Source organism: Streptosporangium brasiliense, from assembly GCF_030811595.1.
In the GTDB taxonomy this organism is placed as follows: Bacteria; Actinomycetota; Actinomycetes; order Streptosporangiales; family Streptosporangiaceae; genus Streptosporangium; species Streptosporangium brasiliense.
The window spans coordinates 623,454-642,791 of the sequence record NZ_JAUSRB010000002.1 but is presented as its reverse complement, the minus strand read 5'-3'; the positions used below and the strand labels follow the sequence as shown (position 1 = coordinate 642,791).

9 protein-coding genes are annotated in these 19,338 nt (G+C 73.3%); 3 read left to right on the top strand and 6 right to left on the bottom strand.

What is annotated here, in order from left to right; translation table 11 throughout:
* Positions 1 to 474: 474 nt before the first annotated feature.
* Both J2S55_RS11270 and J2S55_RS11265 read left to right on the top strand, forming a co-directional pair.
* On the top strand, positions 475 to 12,225 hold the full coding sequence (locus J2S55_RS11270; protein ID WP_306859551.1) for a DUF7927 domain-containing protein: 11,751 nt from the start codon (positions 475 to 477) through the stop codon (positions 12,223 to 12,225).
* A gap of 206 nt (positions 12,226 to 12,431) precedes the next feature.
* Positions 12,432 to 13,124: a hypothetical protein gene (locus J2S55_RS11265; RefSeq protein WP_306859549.1), complete on the top strand. Its 693-nt coding sequence runs from the start codon at positions 12,432 to 12,434 to the stop codon at positions 13,122 to 13,124.
* A gap of 186 nt (positions 13,125 to 13,310) precedes the next feature.
* Here J2S55_RS11265 and J2S55_RS11260 read toward each other — a convergent pair whose 3' ends face one another.
* The 5 genes from J2S55_RS11260 to J2S55_RS11240 form a co-directional block, all read right to left on the bottom strand.
* The gene (locus tag J2S55_RS11260) at positions 13,311 to 14,027 is read right to left on the bottom strand and encodes an ABC transporter permease (RefSeq protein WP_306859547.1); all 717 of its coding nucleotides are present in this window, start codon (positions 14,025 to 14,027) and stop codon (positions 13,311 to 13,313) included.
* A 2-nt stretch (positions 14,028 to 14,029) separates the two neighbouring features.
* A complete protein-coding gene (locus J2S55_RS11255; RefSeq protein WP_306859545.1) occupies positions 14,030 to 14,944 on the bottom strand; it encodes an ABC transporter ATP-binding protein in 915 nt (304 codons plus the stop codon).
* Complete coding sequence (locus J2S55_RS11250; protein ID WP_306859543.1) at positions 14,941 to 15,819, bottom strand: ABC transporter permease; 879 nt, start codon at positions 15,817 to 15,819, stop codon at positions 14,941 to 14,943. The genes J2S55_RS11255 and J2S55_RS11250 overlap by 4 nt, the downstream gene beginning before the upstream one ends.
* On the bottom strand, positions 15,812 to 16,717 hold the full coding sequence (locus tag J2S55_RS11245; protein WP_306859541.1) for an ABC transporter ATP-binding protein: 906 nt from the start codon (positions 16,715 to 16,717) through the stop codon (positions 15,812 to 15,814). The genes J2S55_RS11250 and J2S55_RS11245 overlap by 8 nt, the downstream gene beginning before the upstream one ends.
* An 83-nt stretch (positions 16,718 to 16,800) precedes the next feature.
* Positions 16,801 to 17,760 (bottom strand): DUF389 domain-containing protein, encoded by a 960-nt coding sequence (locus J2S55_RS11240; RefSeq protein WP_306859539.1) that lies wholly within the window; start codon positions 17,758 to 17,760, stop codon positions 16,801 to 16,803.
* A 118-nt stretch (positions 17,761 to 17,878) separates the two neighbouring features.
* On the opposite strand from J2S55_RS11240, the gene J2S55_RS11235 reads away from it, so the two are divergent.
* Positions 17,879 to 18,307: a protein-tyrosine phosphatase family protein gene (locus J2S55_RS11235; RefSeq protein WP_306859537.1), complete on the top strand. Its 429-nt coding sequence runs from the start codon at positions 17,879 to 17,881 to the stop codon at positions 18,305 to 18,307.
* 52 nt (positions 18,308 to 18,359) lie between these two features.
* On the opposite strand, the gene coaA is transcribed toward J2S55_RS11235, so the two are convergent.
* Positions 18,360 to 19,292, bottom strand: coding sequence for a type I pantothenate kinase (coaA, locus tag J2S55_RS11230; RefSeq protein ID WP_306859535.1), 933 nt, complete (start codon positions 19,290 to 19,292; stop codon positions 18,360 to 18,362).
* Positions 19,293 to 19,338: the final 46 nt, after the last annotated feature.

Sequence of the window (19,338 nt, the reverse complement as noted above, 5' to 3'; positions counted from 1 at the left end):
CGCTGGCGAACGGATGAGGGACGAATGCTGGCATCCTGCACAGTTCGGCGGGCGCTTTCCAGACGGCCCGTGCCCGTAGGCGCGCCCGTGGTCACGGCGGCCGGTCCGACGGGCTGATCCCCACCCGCTCCCCAGCGCCCGTCGAGGGCGCTCCCTGCCTCCGCCGGCTCCCGCCGAGCACGCGGCCCTCACCGAGACGGGCCGGGCCGGGCCGTCGTCACACCCGGCCGGTCGGCACCGGCGGACGCCCCGGGGTCCGCAGGCCACCGCGGTGCCCTGTCCGCGAGGACCCCGCGGGCGGAGAGCCGTCACCGTCATGAGCAATCAAGGGATTGGCGTTCCTTTGTCCATCGCTGTCCCCGTCCCCGGCCCGGCCGAGGTGACGGACCCGCGGGTGGGAACGGTCATGGGCGCGCCCATGACCGTTCCCACCCGCCCGAGCCGGGCGGCGCCGCCCGGCTCACAGGGGCGGCGATGAACGGGGCCGTCCGCGCGGGTACGCGGCCCGGACGGCGCGGCCGCCTCGCCGCGGGCACCCGGGCGCGCCGGTACGGCGGGTACGGCCGGTACAGAAGGTCGATCGCCCGGATCCTCGTCCTGGCCATGACCGGCTCGGCGCTGACCGGCACGTCCACCACGCTGGCGCCGACGGCCGCGTCGGCGGCCGGCACGGTCCTGTTCAACCAGCCCTTCCACAACAACACGGCCGGCGGGACCGGCAGCGTGGTGCTGCCCGCGCTGCCGAGCGGCACGGGCACGACCAACTTCGCGTGCCTGACCGCCTCCGGCAACAGCAGCACCGGCGTCCTGCGCAGCTGCACCACCAGCACCGACAGCGCGGGCTCCGGGAAGCTGCGCCTGACGAACGCGACCACCAGCAAGGCGGGCGGGGTCTTCAGCGCCGCCAGCGTGCCCACCTCGCAGGGGCTCGACGTGGCGTTCAACACCTACCAGTACGGCGGCGGCGGGGCCGACGGCATCACCTTCGTGCTGGCGGCGGTCGATCCGGCCAACCCGCAGTCCCCGGCCAACATCGGCCAGCTGGGCGGCGCGCTGGGCTACTCCGCCACCAGCAGCCTGTCCGGCCTGGCCTACGGCTACCTCGGCATCGGCCTCGACGTCTACGGGAACTTCAGCAACAGCACCTACCAGGGGAGCGGCTGCACGAACCCCGCCTACATCGGGACGGGCAGCGTCCGGGTGCCCGGCCAGGTCCTGGTCCGCGGGCCGGGCAACGGCACCGTCGGATACTGCGCGATCAACAGCACGGCCACCTCGACGAGCTCCAGCGCCCTCGCCCTGCGGGCGAGCAGCCGTACGGCGGTCCCGGTCCAGGTGGGCATCAACCCCACCGGCTCGGTCCTCACCACCGCCGCCGGCATGTCGGTGCCGGCCAACAGCTACCGCGTCCTGGTCACCCTGGTGGGCGGCGCGACCAGGACGCTGACCGGCACGCTGCCCTCGGTCACCTCCGGCCTCTACCCGGCGAGCTGGCTGAACTCCAGCGGCATCCCCCGGCAGCTCGCGTTCGGCTGGGTGGCCTCCACCGGGAGCGTGACCGACTTCCACGAGATCGACGAGGCCACGGTCTCCACGATCAGCGCCGTCCCCGAGCTGACGGTCGCGCAGACCAGCTACAACGCCACGACGCTGCAGGCGGGCGACCCCGTGACCTACTCCGTCGCCGCGGGCGTCGCCGCGGGCCTCGCCGAGGCCTCACCGATCTCGATCACCCAGACCCTGCCGTCCGGCACGGTGCCCGTGGGCGCGTACGGGACGGGATGGGTCTGCGCCGCGCCGTCCGGGAGATCCATAACCTGCACCAACGGCAACGGCCCGTTCGCGGCCGGGGCGACGCTGCCGGCGCTCACCGTGGTGGGCATCGTCACCGGTAGCGGCGTCACGCCGGCGCTGATCCAGAGCACGACCGTGGCCACGGCGTCCTCGGTCGACGCCAACCCCGGCTACTCGTCGTCGACGACCGCGGGCACCCTCCCGTCGGCGCCGACCGGCATCACCGTCAGCCCGGCGCTCGGCTCGATCGGCGGTGGCAACACCGTGACCGTGAGCGGCACGAACATCTCCAACGCCACCGCCATCGAGATCGGCACCACCGCCCAGCAGGAGGCGGGCACTCCCGTCGTCCTGCCGCCCTGCGCGTCCGGGGCCACCAGCGGCTGCTTCACGGTCAACGCCAACGGCACGCTGACCATCCCCTCCATGCCCTCCAGGGCCGCCAACGCCACGGTGAACATCAACGTCGTCACCCAGGGCCTGGACGCCTCGGCCGCCTACACCTACGTCGCCAGCCCCTCGGCGCCCGCCGCGCCCACGGCCGTGGCGGGGGTGACCAGCGCGACGGTGAGCTGGACGGCGCCGGCCAACAACGGCGGCGCCATCACCGGCTACGTCGTCACCCCCTACCTGGGCGGCGTGGCGCAGACCCCGGTGACCTTCAACGCCTCGGCCACCACCCGGACGCTGACCGGGCTGACCGCGGGCGCGTCCTACACCTTCACCGTCGCCGCGGTGAACTCGGTCGGCACCGGATCGGCCAGCCCGGCCTCCAACGCGGTCGTCCCCTACGACGTCCCAGGTCGGCCCACCATCACCGCGCTCACCGCGGGGACCTCCTCCGCCACTCTCACCTGGACGGCCCCGGCGAGCAACGGCAGCGCCATCACGGGCTACGTCGTGACCCCCTACGTCGACGGCGTCGCCCAGCCCACCCAGACGTTCGGCACCGCGACCACCCAGACCGTCACCGGCCTGACCCCGGGGACCGCCTACACCTTCACCGTGGCCGCCGTGAACGCGGCCGGACCCGGCCAGCCGTCCGAGCGCTCGGCCGCCGCCACCCCCAACTCTCCGCCCGCCTTCACCTTCCCCGCGCCGCCGGGCGGGGAGGCGGGCGTCGCCTACAGCGTCCCGCTGACCGTCGGCGGGGGCACCGCGCCGTACACGTGGTCGGTCAGTGCGGGGAGTCTGCCGCCGGGGCTGACCCTGAACGCCGCCACCGGTGTGCTGTCGGGCACCCCGACCGCGGCGGGCACCTACTCCTTCACCGCCCGGGTGGTCGACGCCGGCAACGTGAGCACCACCCGGGCGGTCACCCTGGTCATCGCGCCGCAGCCGTCGTTCACCTTCCCCGCGCCGCCGGGCGGGGAGGCAGGCGTCGGCTACAGCGTCCCGCTGACCGTCGGCGGGGGCACCGCGCCGTACACGTGGTCGGTCAGTGCGGGGAGTCTGCCGCCGGGGCTGACCCTGAACGCCGCCACCGGTGTGCTGTCGGGCACCCCGACCGCGGCGGGCACCTACTCCTTCACCGCCCGGGTGGTCGACGCCCGCGACCAGAGCGACACCGAGGCCGTGAGCCTGACGATCGTGGCCCAGCCGTCGTTCACCTTCCCCGCGCCGCCGGCCGCGCAGGCCGGGGTGGCCTACAGCGTCCCGCTGACCGTCGGCGGCGGCGTCGGGCCGTACACGTGGTCGGTCAGTGCGGGGAGTCTGCCGCCGGGGCTGACCCTGAACGCCGCCACCGGTGTGCTGTCGGGCACCCCGACCACGGTGGGCAGCCACCCGGTCACCTTCCAGGTGGTCGACGCCAACGGCCAGAGCGCCGCCAGGTCGGTGACGCTGGTCGTCACGGTCGGTCCCCTGGTCATCGTCAAGACGGCCGGGACCTCCTCGGCGGTCGCCGGCGGCACGGTCGGCTACACGATCACCGTGGACAACACCGGGCCGAGCGCCTTCACCGGCGTCACGGTGAACGACGCGCTGGCGGGCGTGCTGGACGACGCGGTCTACAACGGGGACGCGACCGCCACCACCGGCTCGCTCTCCTTCGCCGGCCAGACCCTGACCTGGACCGGCGACGTGGCGGCCGGCGCGACCGTCACCATCACCTACTCGGTCACGGTGAACAGTCCCGACACCGGCAACAAGGTGCTGGCCAACGTGGTGACCTCGCCGACGGTCGGCAGCACCTGCCCGGCCGGCGGCGCCGACTCCCGCTGCTCCGCCACGGTGACCGTCGCCGGGCTGTCCATCGTCAAGACCGCCGACGTCACGACGGCGACGCCCGGCGGGACGGTCCGCTTCACCGTCACGGCCACCAACAACGGCCAGACCGCCTACACCGGGGCGACCTTCGCCGACCCGCTGGCGGACGTGCTGGACGACGCCGTCTACAACGGCAACGCGACCGCGACCAGCGGCGCCCTGTCGTCCGCCGGCTCCACGCTGACCTGGACCGGGAACCTCGCGGTCGGCGCGAGCACGACCGTCACCTACACGGTCACGGTGCGCAACCCCGACCCCGGCGACCGCAGCCTGACCGGCACGGTCCTGTCCGGCACCCCGGGCAGCACCTGCCCGCCGGGGAACCCCGGACCGCAGTGCGCCGCGACGGTCACCGTCCTGGTCCCGGCGCTGGCGATCACCAGCAGCGCGGACGTCACCACCACGACCCCCGGATCGGTCGTGCGCTACACGTTCACAGCCGCCAACACCGGGCAGACGCCGTACACCGCGACGGGCTTCACCGCCTCCCTGGCGGGCGTGCTGGACGACGCCACGTTCAACGGCACCCCCGCCGCGACGTCGGGCAGCGCCGTACTCAACCCCGACGGCACCGTCACCTGGACCGGCGACCTCGCGCTCGGGGAGACGGTCACCGTCACCGGGTCGGTCACGGTCCGGGACCCCGACCCCGGCGACAGGACTCTGCGGACCTCAATCGTCTCCACCGCGCCGGGGAACACCTGCCCGCCGGGCAACCAGGCACCCGCGTGCTCGACCAGCGTCTCGGTCCTGGTCCCCCGCCTGACCGTCGCCAAGGCGGCCGACACCTCGACCACGACCCCCGGATCCGTCGTGCGCTACACGATCGCGGTCACCAACTCCGGGCAGACGCCGTACACCGCCGCGACGGTCACCGACGCGCTGGCCGGCGTGCTGGACGACGCGACCTACAACGCCGACGCCGCGGCGACCAGCGGCTCGGCCGGCGTCACCGGTTCCACGCTGACCTGGACCGGCGATCTGGCCGTGGGGGCGAGTGCGGCGATCACCTACTCGGTCACGGTGCGCGACCCCGATCCCGGGGACAGGACGCTCGCCAACCTGGTCACCTCGCCGGCCGCCGGCGGCAACTGCCCGGCCGGGAGCGCCGACCCCGGCTGCGCCACCGCCGTGACGGTCCTCGTCCCGCAGTTGACGATCACCACCGCCACGGACGCGTCGACGACGGTCCCCGGAGACGTCGTGCCGTACACGGTCACGCTGGCCAACACCGGGCAGACCCCGTACACCGGCGTCAGCGCCAGATTCGACATCACCGACCTGCTCGACGACGCGACCTACAACGGAGACCTCACCACCGACGCGGGCAGCCTCAGCCTGGCCCCGGACGGCACGATCATATGGACCGGGGACATCGCGGTCGGTGCGACGGTCACCATCACCGGCTCGGTCACGGTGAACGGCACGGTCACCGGCGACAAGGTCCTGCGGACCTCCATCACCTCCGCCGCGCCCGGCGGCACCTGCCCGGTCATCGGCGCGACCTCACCCGGCTGCTTCACCGTGGTCACCGTCCTGGTCCCGGCCCTGACGATCACCGACGCCGTCGACGCCCAGACGGTCACCCCGGGCGGCACGGTCACCCACACGATCACGGTCGTCAACACGGGGGAGACCCCCTACACCGACGCCCAGGTGACCCAGTCTCTGGCCCGGGTGCTGGACGACGCCGCCTACAACGGCGACGCGGCCGCCACGACCGGCTCGGCCGGCGTCACCGGCTCCACGCTGACCTGGACCGGCGATCTGGCCGTGGGGGCGAGTGCGACGATCACCTACTCGGTCACGGTGCGAGACCCCGACCCCGGAGACCGGCGGCTGGACACCGTCGCGGTCTCCTCCGCGCAGGGGAGCAACTGCCCCGCCGGGAGCGCCGACACCCGGTGCGCCACGTCGGTGGCCGTCCTGGTGCCGGAGCTGACCGTCGTCGCCGGCGCGGACGCATCCACGGCGGCGCCCGGCTCCACCGTCCGCTACACGGTCACCGTCACCGACTCGGGGCAGACGCCCTACGCCGGCGCGGCCGTCACCGACCTGCTGGCGGGCGTACTGGACGACGCGGTCTACAACGGTGACGCGACCACCACGACCGGTTCGGTCTCCTTCGCCGGGACCGACCTGAGCTGGACCGGCGATCTGGCCGTGGGGGCGAGTGCGACGATCACCTACTCGGTCACGGTGCGCGACCCCGACCCCGGTGACGCGCTGCTCGCGAGCACCGCCGTCTCAGCGGCGCGGGGGAGCAACTGCCAGGCCGGGAGCACCGACCCCAGGTGCGCCGTCTCGGTCCCGGTGGCCCGCCTCGTGCTGGAGCAGAGCTACGCCCAGACCAGCGCGGCCCCCGGCTCGGTGGTCCGCCTCAACGCCACCTTCACCAACACCGGCCAGGTCCCCTACACCGGGATCAGGGTCTTCAGCGCCACCGCCGGCACCGTCGACGACGCCATCCCCAACGGCGACCAGGTCGCCGGCTCGGGCACCCTCGTCCTCGACGCCACGCGCATCACCTGGACCGGGAACATCCCCGTCGGAGGCGTCGTCACCATCACCGGCACCCTGACGGTCAAGAACCCGCCGACGGGCGACCGGGTCCTGACCGGGACGCTGGTCTCCGACGCGCCGGGCAACACCTGCCCCGCGGGCGGCTCCGACCCCCGCTGCACGGCCCACCTCGACGTGCTGGTCCCCGCCCTGACGATCACCAAGGCCGCCGACACCGGCACCACGGTCCAGGGCGGCACCGTCGGATACACGGTCACCGCCACCAACTCGGGGCAGCTCCCCTACACGGGGGCGTCGTTCACCGACGCGCTGGCGGGCGTGCTGGACGACGCGGTCTACAACGGCGACGCGACGGCCACGACCGGTTCGGTCTCCTTCGCCGGGACCGACCTGAGCTGGAGCGGCGACCTCGCGGTCGGGGCGAGCGCCACGATCACCTACACGGTCACCGTCCGCGACCCCGACCCCGGCGACAGGAACCTGGCCGGCACGATCTCCTCGCCCACCACCGGCGGCAACTGCGCCCCGGCGAGCGGTGACCCGAGGTGCACCGGCAACGTGATCGTCCTCGTCCCCGCCCTGACGATCACCAAGGGCGTCAGCCCCACGTCGGCGGTGCCGGGGAGCACGATCACCTACACGATCACGGCCGCCAACATCGGGCAGCTCCCCTACACGGGGGCGTCGTTCACCGAGGCGCTGGCGGGCGTGCTGGACGACGCGGTCTACAACGGTGACGCGACGGCCACGACCGGTTCGGTCTCCTTCGCCGGGACCGACCTGAGCTGGAGCGGCGACCTCGCGGTCGGGGCGAGCGCCACGATCACCTACACGGTCACCGTCGACAACCCGGTGACCGGTGACCGGGACCTGGCGAGCACGGTCACCTCCACGACCCCCGGCACCACCTGCCCCGCCGGCGGGGACGACCCGCGCTGCGCGGCCCGGGTCCCGGTCACCCAGGCGACGACGCTGACGTTCGACAAGTCCGCAGACACCCGTTCGGCCGCGCAGGGCCAGGTGGTCACCTACACCATCACGATCAGCAACAGCGGGCTCACCCCCTACACCGGCGCGGCGTTCACCGACGAGCTCGCCGGGGTGCTGGACGACGCCGCCTACAACGGCGACGCCACGGCCGGCACGGGCCTCGTCACCGTCGTCGGCCCGCTCCTGAGCTGGACCGGGAACGTCCCGGCGGACGGATCGACCACGGTCACCTACTCGGTGACGGCCGGCTCCCCGGGCGCGGGTGACGACATCCTCACCAACACCCTGGTGTCGGCGTCGCCGGGCGGCAACTGCGCGGTGGGCAGCGACGACCCGCGCTGCACGGCCACGGTGACCGTGGCCAGGCTGTCCATCGCGACCACGGCCGACGCGCCGACCGTGAGACCGGGCGACGTGGTGCACTACACCACGGTGATGTCCAACACCGGGCAGACGCCGTACAACGGGATCAGCGTCCTGTTCAACGGAGTGGACGGCCTCGACGACGCCGTCCCCAACGGGGACCAGGCCGCCACGTCCGGATCGCTGTCGCTGGGTCTGGACGGGCTGACCTGGACCGGGAACATCCCGGTGGGCGGCAGCGTCACGCTGACCGGCAGCGTCACGGTGAACAACCCCGACCAGGGCGACCGGGTGATCCCCCTCACCGCGGTCGCCACGGCGCAGGGCAGTTCCTGCCCCGTGGCGACCGCTCCCGGCTGCACCGTCGTCGTCAACGTGCTGGTCCCCGAGCTGACGGTCACCAAGGCCGCCGACCGGAGCGCCGCCGTCCCTGGAGGTCCCGTGGCCTACACGGTCACGGTCGCCAACACCGGCCAGACCCCCTACACCGGCGCCACCGTCACCGACTCGCTCGCGGGCGTGCTGGACGACGCGGTCTACAACGGCGACGCGACGGCCACGACCGGCTCGATCTCCTTCGCCGGCCAGATCCTGACCTGGACCGGCGACCTGGCGGTCGGCGCGAGCGCGACCGTCGCCTACACCGTCACCGCGGAGGCCCCCAGCGCCGGGGACAAGCTCCTGACCAACTCGGCGGTGTCCGCCGAGGCCGGCAGCACCTGCCCGCCCGCCAGCGGGAACACGGCGTGCAGCGCGAGGGTCGTGCTCCTCACCCCCGCGCTGACGATCGTGAAGACCGCCGACCGGGCCTCGACCACGCCCGGCGGCACGGTCACCTACACGGTGAGAGCCACCAACACCGGGCAGGTCCCCTTCGCCGCCGCCACGTTCGCCGACGCGCTGGCCGGGGTGCTGGACGACGCGGTCTACAACGGTGACGCGACGGCCACGACCGGTTCGGTCTCCTTCGCCGGCCAGACCCTGACCTGGACCGGCGGCCTCGCCCCGGGCCAGGGGGCCACCGTCACCTACACCGTCACCGCCGCCGCCCCGGGCGCCGGCGACCAGCGGCTGACCAGCGCGGTAACCTCCACCACCGCGGGCACCACCTGCCCGGCCGGCGGCTCCGACCCCCGCTGCTCCAACGAGGTCCTGATCTCCAGGATCACGATCACGACCTCGGCGGACGCCGCCACGGCCGTCCCGGCCGGGGTGGTGGGCTACACGGTCACGGTCGCCAACACCGGGCAGACGCCCTACAGCGACGCCGTCGTGGACGGCCTGCTGGCCGGCGTCTTCGACGACGCGACCTACAACGGCGACGGGACGGCCTCGGCGGGCAACCTCACCTTCGTGCCCGGCAGCGGCCAGGCCCGGTGGCAGGGCCCCCTCGCGGTCGGCCAGACCGTCACCGTCACCTTCTCGGCGACCGTGCGGAACCCGGACCCGGGCGACAAGGCGCTGACCGCCGTCCTGACCTCCGACACCCCGGGGACCAACTGCCCCGCCGGGAGCACCGACCCGGCCTGCGGCGCGACCGTGACCGTGCTGACCCCGGTCCTGTCCGTCTCCAAGAGCGCGGACAGGACCACGGTCACGCCCGGCGGCACGGTCACCTACACGGTCACGGTCGCCAACACCGGCCAGACGCCGTACACCGGGGCGACGGTGACCGACCGCCTCACCCGGGTGCTCCCGGACGCGGTCTACAACGGCGACGCGACCGCCACGACCGGCACGGTCACCTTCGCCGGATCCGACCTGACCTGGACCGGCGACCTCGCGGTCGGGGCGGGCGCCACGATCACCTACTCGGTCACCACGCGCGACCCCGACCCGGGCGACAAGCGGATCGTCAACCGGGTCGTCTCCGACACCCTGGGCAGCACCTGCCCGTCCACCGGGTCCGCCCCGGCGTGCACCACGCTCGTCACCGTGCTCGTCCCGGCCCTGAGGATCGTCAAAGTCGCCGACACCGTCACCGCCACACCCGGTGAGACGGTCGGCTACACGATCACCGTCACCAACACCGGGCAGACGCCGTACACAGGGGCGAGCGTCACCGACGCGCTGGCCGGGGTGCTGGACGACGCGGCCTACGGCGGCGACGCGGCCGCCACGACCGGCACGGTCACCTTCGCCGGGACCGATCTGACCTGGACCGGGGACCTCGCGGTCGGGGAGTCGGCGACCATCGACTACTCGGTCACCGTCGACATCCCCGACACCGGCGACAGGCGGCTCACCGGCACCGCCACGTCGGGCGCGTCGGGCAGCACCTGCCCGGCGGGCACCACGGACCCGGCCTGCGCCCCGACGGTGACCGTCCTGATCCCCGGCCTGGCCGTCTCCACCGTCGCCGACCGGGCGACCACGACCCCCGGCGGCACCGTGCGCCACACGGTCACGATCGCCAACACCGGCCAGACCGTCTACAACGGCATCAGCGTCAGCGACGTGCTGGCCGGGGTGTTGGACGACGCGGCCTACGGCGGCGACGCCGTCGCCACCACCGGGGTCCTCGTCTACGCCGAGCCGGTGCTGACCTGGACCGGGGACCTCGCGGTCGGCGCCACGGTGACCGTCACCTACACGGTCACCGCCGACGACCCCGACACCGGGGACAGGGTCATGACCGATGCCGTCGCCTCCTCGGCGCCGGGCAGCACCTGCCCGGTGGGCTCCACCGACCCCGCCTGCAGCGTGACCGTCACCGTGCTGATCCCCGCCCTGGACATCGTCAAGACCGCCGGCACCCCGACCACCACTCCCGGCGGCACGGTCGGCTACACGATCACGATCACCAACACCGGGCAGACGCCGTACACCGGGGTGAGCGTCACCGACGCGCTGGAGGGCCTGCTCGACGACGCGGCCTACGGCGGCGACGCCGTCGCCACCACCGGGGTCCTCGCCTACGCCGAGCCGGCGCTGACCTGGACCGGGGACCTCGCGGTCGGGGCGAGCGCCACGATCACCTACTCCGTCACGGTGAACGCCGCCGTCACCGGCGACAAGGTCCTCGGCAACGCCGTCACCTCGGACGCCCCGGGGAGCACCTGCCCAGCCGGTGGCACCGCGCCGGCGTGCGCCACGCTCGTCCGCCTGCTCGTGCCGGAACTGACGGTCACCAAGACCGCCGATCGGGGGACCGTCGTGGCGGGCGGCACCGTCCGCTACACGGTCACCGCCACCAACACCGGCGAGACCGACCAGCCCGGGGCCACGATCACCGGCCTGCTCGCGGAGGTGCTGGACGACGCGGTCTACAACGGCGACGCGACCGCCACCACCGGCACCGTCACCTTCACCGAGCCGGTGCTGACCTGGACCGGCGACCTCGCGGTCGGCGCCACGGTGACGGTCACCTACTCGGTCACCGTGGCCTACCCCGTCCGGGGCGACAAGGCGCTGACCGGGACCGCCGTCTCCACCGCGCCCGGTTCGACCTGCCCGGCCGGCGGGACCGGCCCGCGCTGCACGGTGACCGTCACCGTCCTGACCCCGGAGCTCAGCATCACCAAGGCCGCCGACACCAGCGGCGACGTCGTCGCGGGCGGCACCGTCCACTACACGATCACGGCCACGAACACCGGCGAGGCGCCCTACGACGCCGCCGCCTTCGCCGACTCGCTGGCCGGGGTGCTGGACGACGCGGCCTACAACGGCGACGCGACCGCCACCACCGGCACCGTCGTCTACGCCGAGCCTGCGCTGACCTGGACGGGCGCGCTGCCCGTGGACGCCAGCGCGGTCGTCACCTTCAGCGTGACCGTCGCCGACCCGGCCACCGGGGACGCGGAGCTCGGCAACCGGGTCACCTCGGCCTCCACCGGCAGCACCTGCCCGGCCGGCGGCACCGACCCGCGCTGCTCCGTGGTGCTCCCCGTGACGGCCACCAGCATCACCATCGCCGGGCTGAGCGACGGATTCACGCTGACCGGCCTGCCGGACACGACCGTGCGGGGCGAGGACGTGGTGACGATGACGGTCGTCACCAACAGCGTCGACGGCTACACCGTCACGGCGCGGGCGACGGCCGCCGAACTCGTCCCGGCACGGCCCGGCGAGAGCGCCCGCATCCCGATCGCCAGCCTGCGCGTGCGCGAGCACGGCACCTCGGCCTTCCGGTCCCTGTCCACCACCGACCCGGTGCTCGTGTACGGGCAGTCGCTCCCGTCGGCGCCGGGCGGGGACGGCCTCAGCAACGACTACGAGGTCGACATCCCCTTCGTGCCGTCCGGCCGCTACACGGCGACGATCGACTACGTCGTGACGGCCAGATGACCCGCCGCCGACGTCCCACCGCGCCCACGGTGCCCACCGCGCCACCGTGCCCGCCGGTCCCCGAGCCCCGGGTCCCGAGATCCGAGCCCGTGAGTCCGGAGCCCGTGAGTCCGGAGCCGGTGAGTCCGGAGCCCGTGAGTTCCGCGCCCCTGAGTAACCCGAGTCCCCGAGTAACCCGAGTCCGTGAGCAACGCGAAGGAGAAGCCATGGCAGACAACCGTTCCAGCGGAGCCGTACGGCGCGCCGCCGGCCGCGGAGCCGGCGCGGCCCTCGTCCTCATCCTCGTCGCCCTCGCCGCACCCGCGGCGGCGTCCCCGCACAGGCCGTCCCCGGGCGAGGGCCGGGGCGGGGACCGGGGCGGGGAGACCGCCGGGACGGCCCCCACGCTGAGCATCAGCGTCGACAACGGCCGCACCAGCGCCCGGCAGGGGGACCGGCTCAGCTACACCGTGACCGTCCGCAACACCGGCACGGCCGACGCGGACGACCTGCGGCTGACGCAGAGCCTGCCGGCCGGGCTGAAGCTCCTGTCGGCCGACCGCCACGGCGAGGCGGAGCCGGGGCGGGTCGTCTGGACCGTCGACCTGAAGGCGGGCAAGGACACCGCCTTCCACACCACCGCCGAGGTGCAGGCCACGCCGGACGACCTGCTGCGCCTGGCCACCGTCGCCTGCGCGAGCACCGAGGCGGCCGACCGGCCGATCGTCTGCGCCACCCACTCCGACGAGCTGCCGGCCGGCGCCGCGGCGGCGGCCGCCGCCCACGGGGCGGCCGTGCCGGCGGCCGTCCGGCCCTGGTATCTCCTGGTGGCGGCCGGGACGCTGATCCTGGTGGCGTTCGGGCTGCGGACCGGCCTCCTCGCCAGGCTCCGCGACCGCTGTCGGCGGTCGCCCTCGTGACGACCCGCCCCCGGAGCCCCCGGATCCCGAGCCCCGCCGTCACACCCGGGGTCCGGCCGCTCCGAGCGCGGTGGGCCCCGACCGATCCAAGCGCGCTCCGAGTACGATCCGTCCCGGCCGCTCCGAGCGCGCTCGGCCCGGCCGGGCCGTGCGCGTGCGCCCCCGCGGCGGAGGGCGCACGCGCGGTCACTCGTCGCCGGTGAGGGAGAAGCTCCGCAGGCGCTGGCCGGCCCAGACGACGGCGCCGACGGTGACGGCCAGCAGCGCGGGTACGGCGAAGCCGAGCGTGATCTCGGTGGTGAGGAACGGTGAGGACGACAGCTGGTCGGCGACCGACTGGGCCCACTGCTGGATGGAGAACCTGCGGGCCCCGGGGACGAAGTTGCCCACCACGCCCTCCCAGACCAGCGCGTAGGCGATGCCGATCGTCACCGCGTGGCGAGTGAGCACGCCCAGCAGCATGAACACCGCGGCGTAGGCGATGCCGCCGACGAGGGCGCCGAGGGCGAAGCCGTAGGCGATCCCGGATTCGAGGCCGACCAGCAGGTAGGCCGCCACGAACGTCGGCACGGCGGCGAACAGCGCGAGGACCGAGGCGGCGACCAGGAACTTGGTCTGCGCGATGACCGGGCGGGAGATCGGCTTGGCCAGCAGGTGGATGATCGTGCCGTCGTCGATCTCGGGCGCGATCACGCCGGTCCCCGCGATCAGGCCCAGCAGCGGCAGCATGGTGCCGACGGCGAAGGTCCGCATGAGCGTGACTGTGGCGTTCTCGCCCCCGCTGTCGATCAGCCGCAGGAGCAGGGCCAGCCCGATCAGCACCAGCGGCAGCATGACCAGCAGCCAGACCCGCCGGCGGCCGAGCAGCGCCCGGTAGGAGATTCCGGCGATGACACCGTTCATGGTCAGCTGCTCCTGTTGATCAGGTAGGAGAAGACGCTCTCCAGGTCTTCGTCGGCCGGGGAGATCTGCCAGACCCGCACGCCGCTGTCCCGGGCGATCCGGGGCAGCAGCCAGGTGAACCGGCGGAAGTCGACGGCCTGCACCTCCAGGCCGGCCCCGGTGAGCGAGACCGACCCCGAGGAGGCGTCGGCGATCAGGGCCGAGGCCAGGCGGCGGTCGTCGCTGGAGCGGACCCGGAACACGTGGGGCCGGTCGGTCATCCTGCGGCGGATCTCACGGAAGTCGCCGGAGGCGGCGTGCCGGCCGGCGACCAGGACCTCGATGTGCTGGGCGACCCGCTCCACCTCCTCCAGGATGTGCGAGCTGAACAGGATGGTCTTGCCCGCGGTGCCCATGGCGCCGATCAGGTCCATCAGGTGCAGCCGCTGGCGCGGGTCCATGCCGTTGAACGGCTCGTCGAGCAGGAGCACCTCCGGGTCGTGCACGAGCGCGGCGGCGACCTTGACGCGCTGGCGCATGCCCTTGGAGTAGGTCTCGACCCTGCGGTCCTTGGCCGGCTCCATCTCGACCATGGCCAGCGCCTTGCGCGCGGCGTCGTCGGGGTTGGGCAGGCGGTGGAGCCTGGCGCTGGACAGCACGTACTGCCAGCCGGTGAGGAAGCCGTAGACGGCCTCCCGCTCGGGGACCAGGCCGATCGAGCGGTAGACCTCGTGGTTGCGCCAGATCTTCGTGCCGTCCAGGGTCACCGTGCCGCCGGAGGGGGCCAGGAAGCCGGCCATCATGTGCAGCAGCGTGGACTTGCCCGCGCCGTTGGGGCCGAGCAGGCCGGTGACGCCCGGGCCGATGGTCATGGTGACGTCGTTGACGGCGACCACGTTGCCGTACCAGCGTGAGACCTGGGCCAGTTCGATTCTCATCGCGCGGCCGCCTTCCGGTAGCGCAGGATCAGGGCGGTCACCGACAGCGCGATCAGCCCGAGCAGTATCAGGATCGTCACCGCCACGCCCGCCCCCGTCGGGTAGGTGGTGGGCGCCGCGGGGGCCGCGCCGAAGATCCCCACCTGCACCGCGGCGTCGACGAGGAAGAACGGGTTGATCATCCAGGCCCACGCGGCGGCGGTGTAGTTGTTCACCGACTCCATCGTCGCGGCGACGACGGTGGAGACGGCCGAGGTGAGCAGGTAGAAGGCGATGACCGAGGCCACCCCCAGACCGCGCCTGGGGGTGAAGGAGGCGATGGCCACGCCGAGGCAGGACAGCAGCACGGCGTAGACGACGGCCCCGGCCATGCCGGTCAGGTAGGCGGTGGTGTGCGCCGGCCCGGGCAGGTCGATGACCACCTCGCCGACGAACAGCACGGTGAGCGGGACCGCCAGCAGCAGGAACATCGCCACGGCCATCGCCGCCAGCTTCGCCCCGACGTAGTCGGCCAGCGTCACCGGGCGCGACAGGTAGAGGGGCAGCACGCGGAAGCGCAGGTCGGGCGCGACCGCGTATGGGGACTGCGAGGCGAGGAAGATCGCCAGTACGGCCTGCATGGTGACCGCGTAGGCGGTGTAGCCGATCACCTCCTGCTTGATCAGCGCCATGGCGGCGATGGAGACGACCGCGGGGAGCATCATGACGCCCGCTAGCAGGAACGGGATGATCTTCGAGCGGGCGGTGCGGCCCAGTCCGAACACCCCGCGCAGGCTGTGCACGGCCAGCGACACGGCGGCGTGGGCACGGCCGAGCCGCACCCCCTCGTAGTGGCGGTATCCGATGTCGTGGATGACACCCGTCGGCTCAGACATTGACCGGCTCCCTGAAGACGTCCTCGATGCGCTGGCGGCCCTGCTCCATGCGGACGAGGCAGAGGTCGAGATCGCAGACGGCGTCGCGGAGGGTGTCGAAGGTCTCCGGCGCCCGGATGCCGACCAGGAGCATCCGGCCGTGGACGGTGACGGTCTCGCCCAGCTCGGCCAGGCGCGCCGCCAGGGCCTCCTGACCCTCCTCGACCTCCACGGCCACGGTCTGGGTGTTCTGGGTGAACTCGGAGATGGACGACGAGCGCAGCAGCCTGCCGCCGTCGATGACGATGACGTGGTCGCAGACCCGCTCCAGCTCGCCCAGCAGGTGGGAGGTGACCAGCACGCTGATGCCGAACTCGGTGCCGATCCTGCGGATCAGCGCGAGCATCTCGTCGCGGCCCTGCGGGTCGAGGCCGTTGGTGGGCTCGTCCAGCAGGACCAGGCGCGGATCGTGCACCAGGGCCTGGGCCAGCTTGACCCGCTGCTTCATGCCGGTCGAGTAACCGCCCATCGCGCGGTAGCGCTCCTCGTAAAGTCCCACGTGGCGCAGCACGTCGGCGGCGCGCTCCCGGGCCGCGGTGCGCGGCAGGCCCGACATCTGGGCCATGTGCACGGTGAACTCGGTGGCGGACAGGTCCGGCGGCAGGCAGTCGTGCTCGGGCATGTAACCCACGGCCCGGCGGATCTCGGCGCCGTGGGTCGTGACGTCCATGCCGAGCACCTGGGCGCCTCCGGCGGAGGGTTCGAGCAGGCCCAGCAGGATCTTTATCAGCGTGGACTTGCCCGCGCCGTTGGCGCCGACCAGGCCGGTCACGCCGGGATCGACGGTGACGGTGAGCCGGTCCAGTGCCGTCACCCGGGGGAAACGTCTGGTCAGTCCCTCGGTGGCGAGGATAGTCATGGTCGGACACTACCTACCGGATGGCGCGGATTCCTCCGCCCCGCGAAGGAGCCGCCCCTCATCCGCAAGGGCGGGCCGGGCTCCTACCCGGGCCCGGGGCCGCCCGGCCGCCGGAGCGGGAGCCGCACGCCGAACCTCGACCAGTAGGCCCGCTGGACGATCAGCGTCACGGTGCCGGAGATGACCATGCCCGCGATGTTCACCCCGAGCTGGGCGACCGACCACGCCATGTCGTCCCAGCGGGACAGCGCCGCGGCGACCGCGAAGTATCCGGCGGCGGGGACCGTGGTCACCGAGATGAACACGCCGACCAGGGCCGAGGACTTGCCCGCGGTGACCGACAGCACCCCGGCCGCCCCGGCGAGCAGCGCCACGATGAAGGACCACCTGTCGGGTTTGACGATGAACTCGATCTCCTTGTGGCCGGTCAGGCTGGACGGCTCGATCCAGCCCAGCCCGCGCGAGACCAGCGCGCAGGCGAAGGTGACCGCGACGGCGGCCGCGAAGCCGACGGCCAGCGTGCGGAGGGCGGTGCCGATCAGCCGCCGGTCGCCCCGGAGCAGACCGAAGCAGACGGCCGCGATCGCCCCGAACTCCGGCCCCAGCACCATCGCGCCGACGATGAGGACCGGCGAGTTGACGATCACGCCTATCGCCGCGATCTGGGTGGCGATCGCCAGGAACGCCAGGAAGGCCCAGGTGAGCCGGGAGTCGTCGCTGACCCGCCGGGCGAACTCCGCCCAGACCACGGCGTCGTCCCCCTCGCCCGGCGCCTCCCGCTCGGCGCGGTCGGCCGCCTCCGAGAGCGACAGGTCGACCTGCTCGGCCGCGATGGAGCCCTCCGCCCACAGGCCGAGCCGCTGGAGCCGCTCGATCACCTCGTTGGCGGCCTCCCGCGCGACGTCGAACTGGACCAGGTCGCCCTTGGGGGAACGGGCCGCGCCGGGGAGCAGGACCAGGTTGACCACCCCCACGGCGCCGTCGAGCAGCTCCAGGACGTCGTCCGTCAGCTCCGCCGGACTGATCACGCGTAGATGCAGCACGGAGCCAACCCTAGGTCGTGATCCGCCGTTCACCGGAGCCCGGGGACCGGCCCGCGGCCCCCGGGGATCCGCGGAAAACCGCCTGACCGGCGACGGGCGGGGCGGTTACGCTCGCATCATGATCGCTACATGGGAGCCTGCGGCGCCGGGTGTGCTACGGCTGCCCTCGGGCCGGCTCGTCCGCGGCCGGGGACTGAGGCGGCCGCTGCCGCAGGGGCCGGAGCCCGCCTTCGCGCTCTACCTGCTGGGCCGCCGGCCACCGCCCGTCGCCTGGGAGAGCCGCTGGCTGCGCTGGCCCGACTTCTGGCTGCCGTCCGACCGCGCGGCGACCGCCGACGCGCTGCGCGAGGCATTGGCGCGGGCCGGGTCCGAACGCGTCGAGATCGCCTGCGCCGGCGGGCAGGGGCGCACCGGCACGGCCCTGGCCTGCCTCGCCGTACTCGACGGGGTCCCCGGCGGTGAGGCGGTCGCCTACGTCCGCGAGCACTACGCTCCACACGCCGTCGAGACGCCCTGGCAACGCCGCTTCGTCGCCCGCTTCCCGTAGACCCCGGCCGCCGGGGCACCCCGCAGGGCCCGGTCCGGGGCGTGCGCCGGGGTCAGACGCGGCGCAGCCGCACCCGCCGGATCGAGTGGTCGGCGCCCTTGTGCAGCACCAGGCCGGCCCTGCCCCGGGTGGGGGCGATGTTCTCCACGAGGTTGCGCTCGTTGATGTCGCGCCACACGTTCCTGGCGAACTCGGTCGCCTCGGCCTCCGACAGCTCGGCGAGGTGTCTGAAGTAGGACTTGGGGTCCTCGAAGGCCGTGCGGCGGAGCTTGTGGAAGCGGTCGACGTACCAGTCGCGGATGTGCTCGACCTTGGCGTCGACGTAGATGGAGAAGTCGAAGTAGTCGTTGACCGCGAGCGCGGTGGGCGGGGCGGGCTGCAGGACGTTGAGGCCCTCGACGATGAGGATGTCGGGCCGGCGCACGGTCTGGGTCGCCCCGGGCACGATGTCGTACTCCAGGTGGCTGTAGACGGGGGCGCTCACCTCGGGCAGGCCGGCTTTGACGTCGGCGACGAACCTGACCAGGGCCCGCCGGTCGTAGCTGTCCGGGAAGCCCTTCCTGTGCATGATGTCCTTCTCGGCGAGGACCTTGTTCGGGTGCAGGAAGCTGTCGGTGGTGATCCGGTCCACCCGGGGGTGCTCGGGCCAGCGGGCCAGCAGGGTGTGCAGCAGCCGGGCGGTGGTCGACTTGCCGACCGCGACGCTGCCGGCGACCCCCAGGATGTACGGTGCCGGCCGCTGGCTGGCCCCGAGGAAGGTGTTGAGCGCCGCGCTGCGCTGCCTGGCCCCGGTGAAGTGCAGGTTGAGCAGTCGGGTGAGCGGCAGGTAGATGTCGGTGACCTCGGCCAGGTCGATCGGGTCGTCGACGCCGCGCAGCTCCTCAAGCTCGTCCTCGGTGAGTGTCAGGGGCGTGTTCTTGCGGAGCTCGCTCCACTGCGCCCGGCTCAGTTCGACGTACGGCGTCGCGTCCCACCCGTTGGCCATAGCCCCGAAGCCTACTGATCGGTCGTAAGTGCTTCGGGGTGGGTAC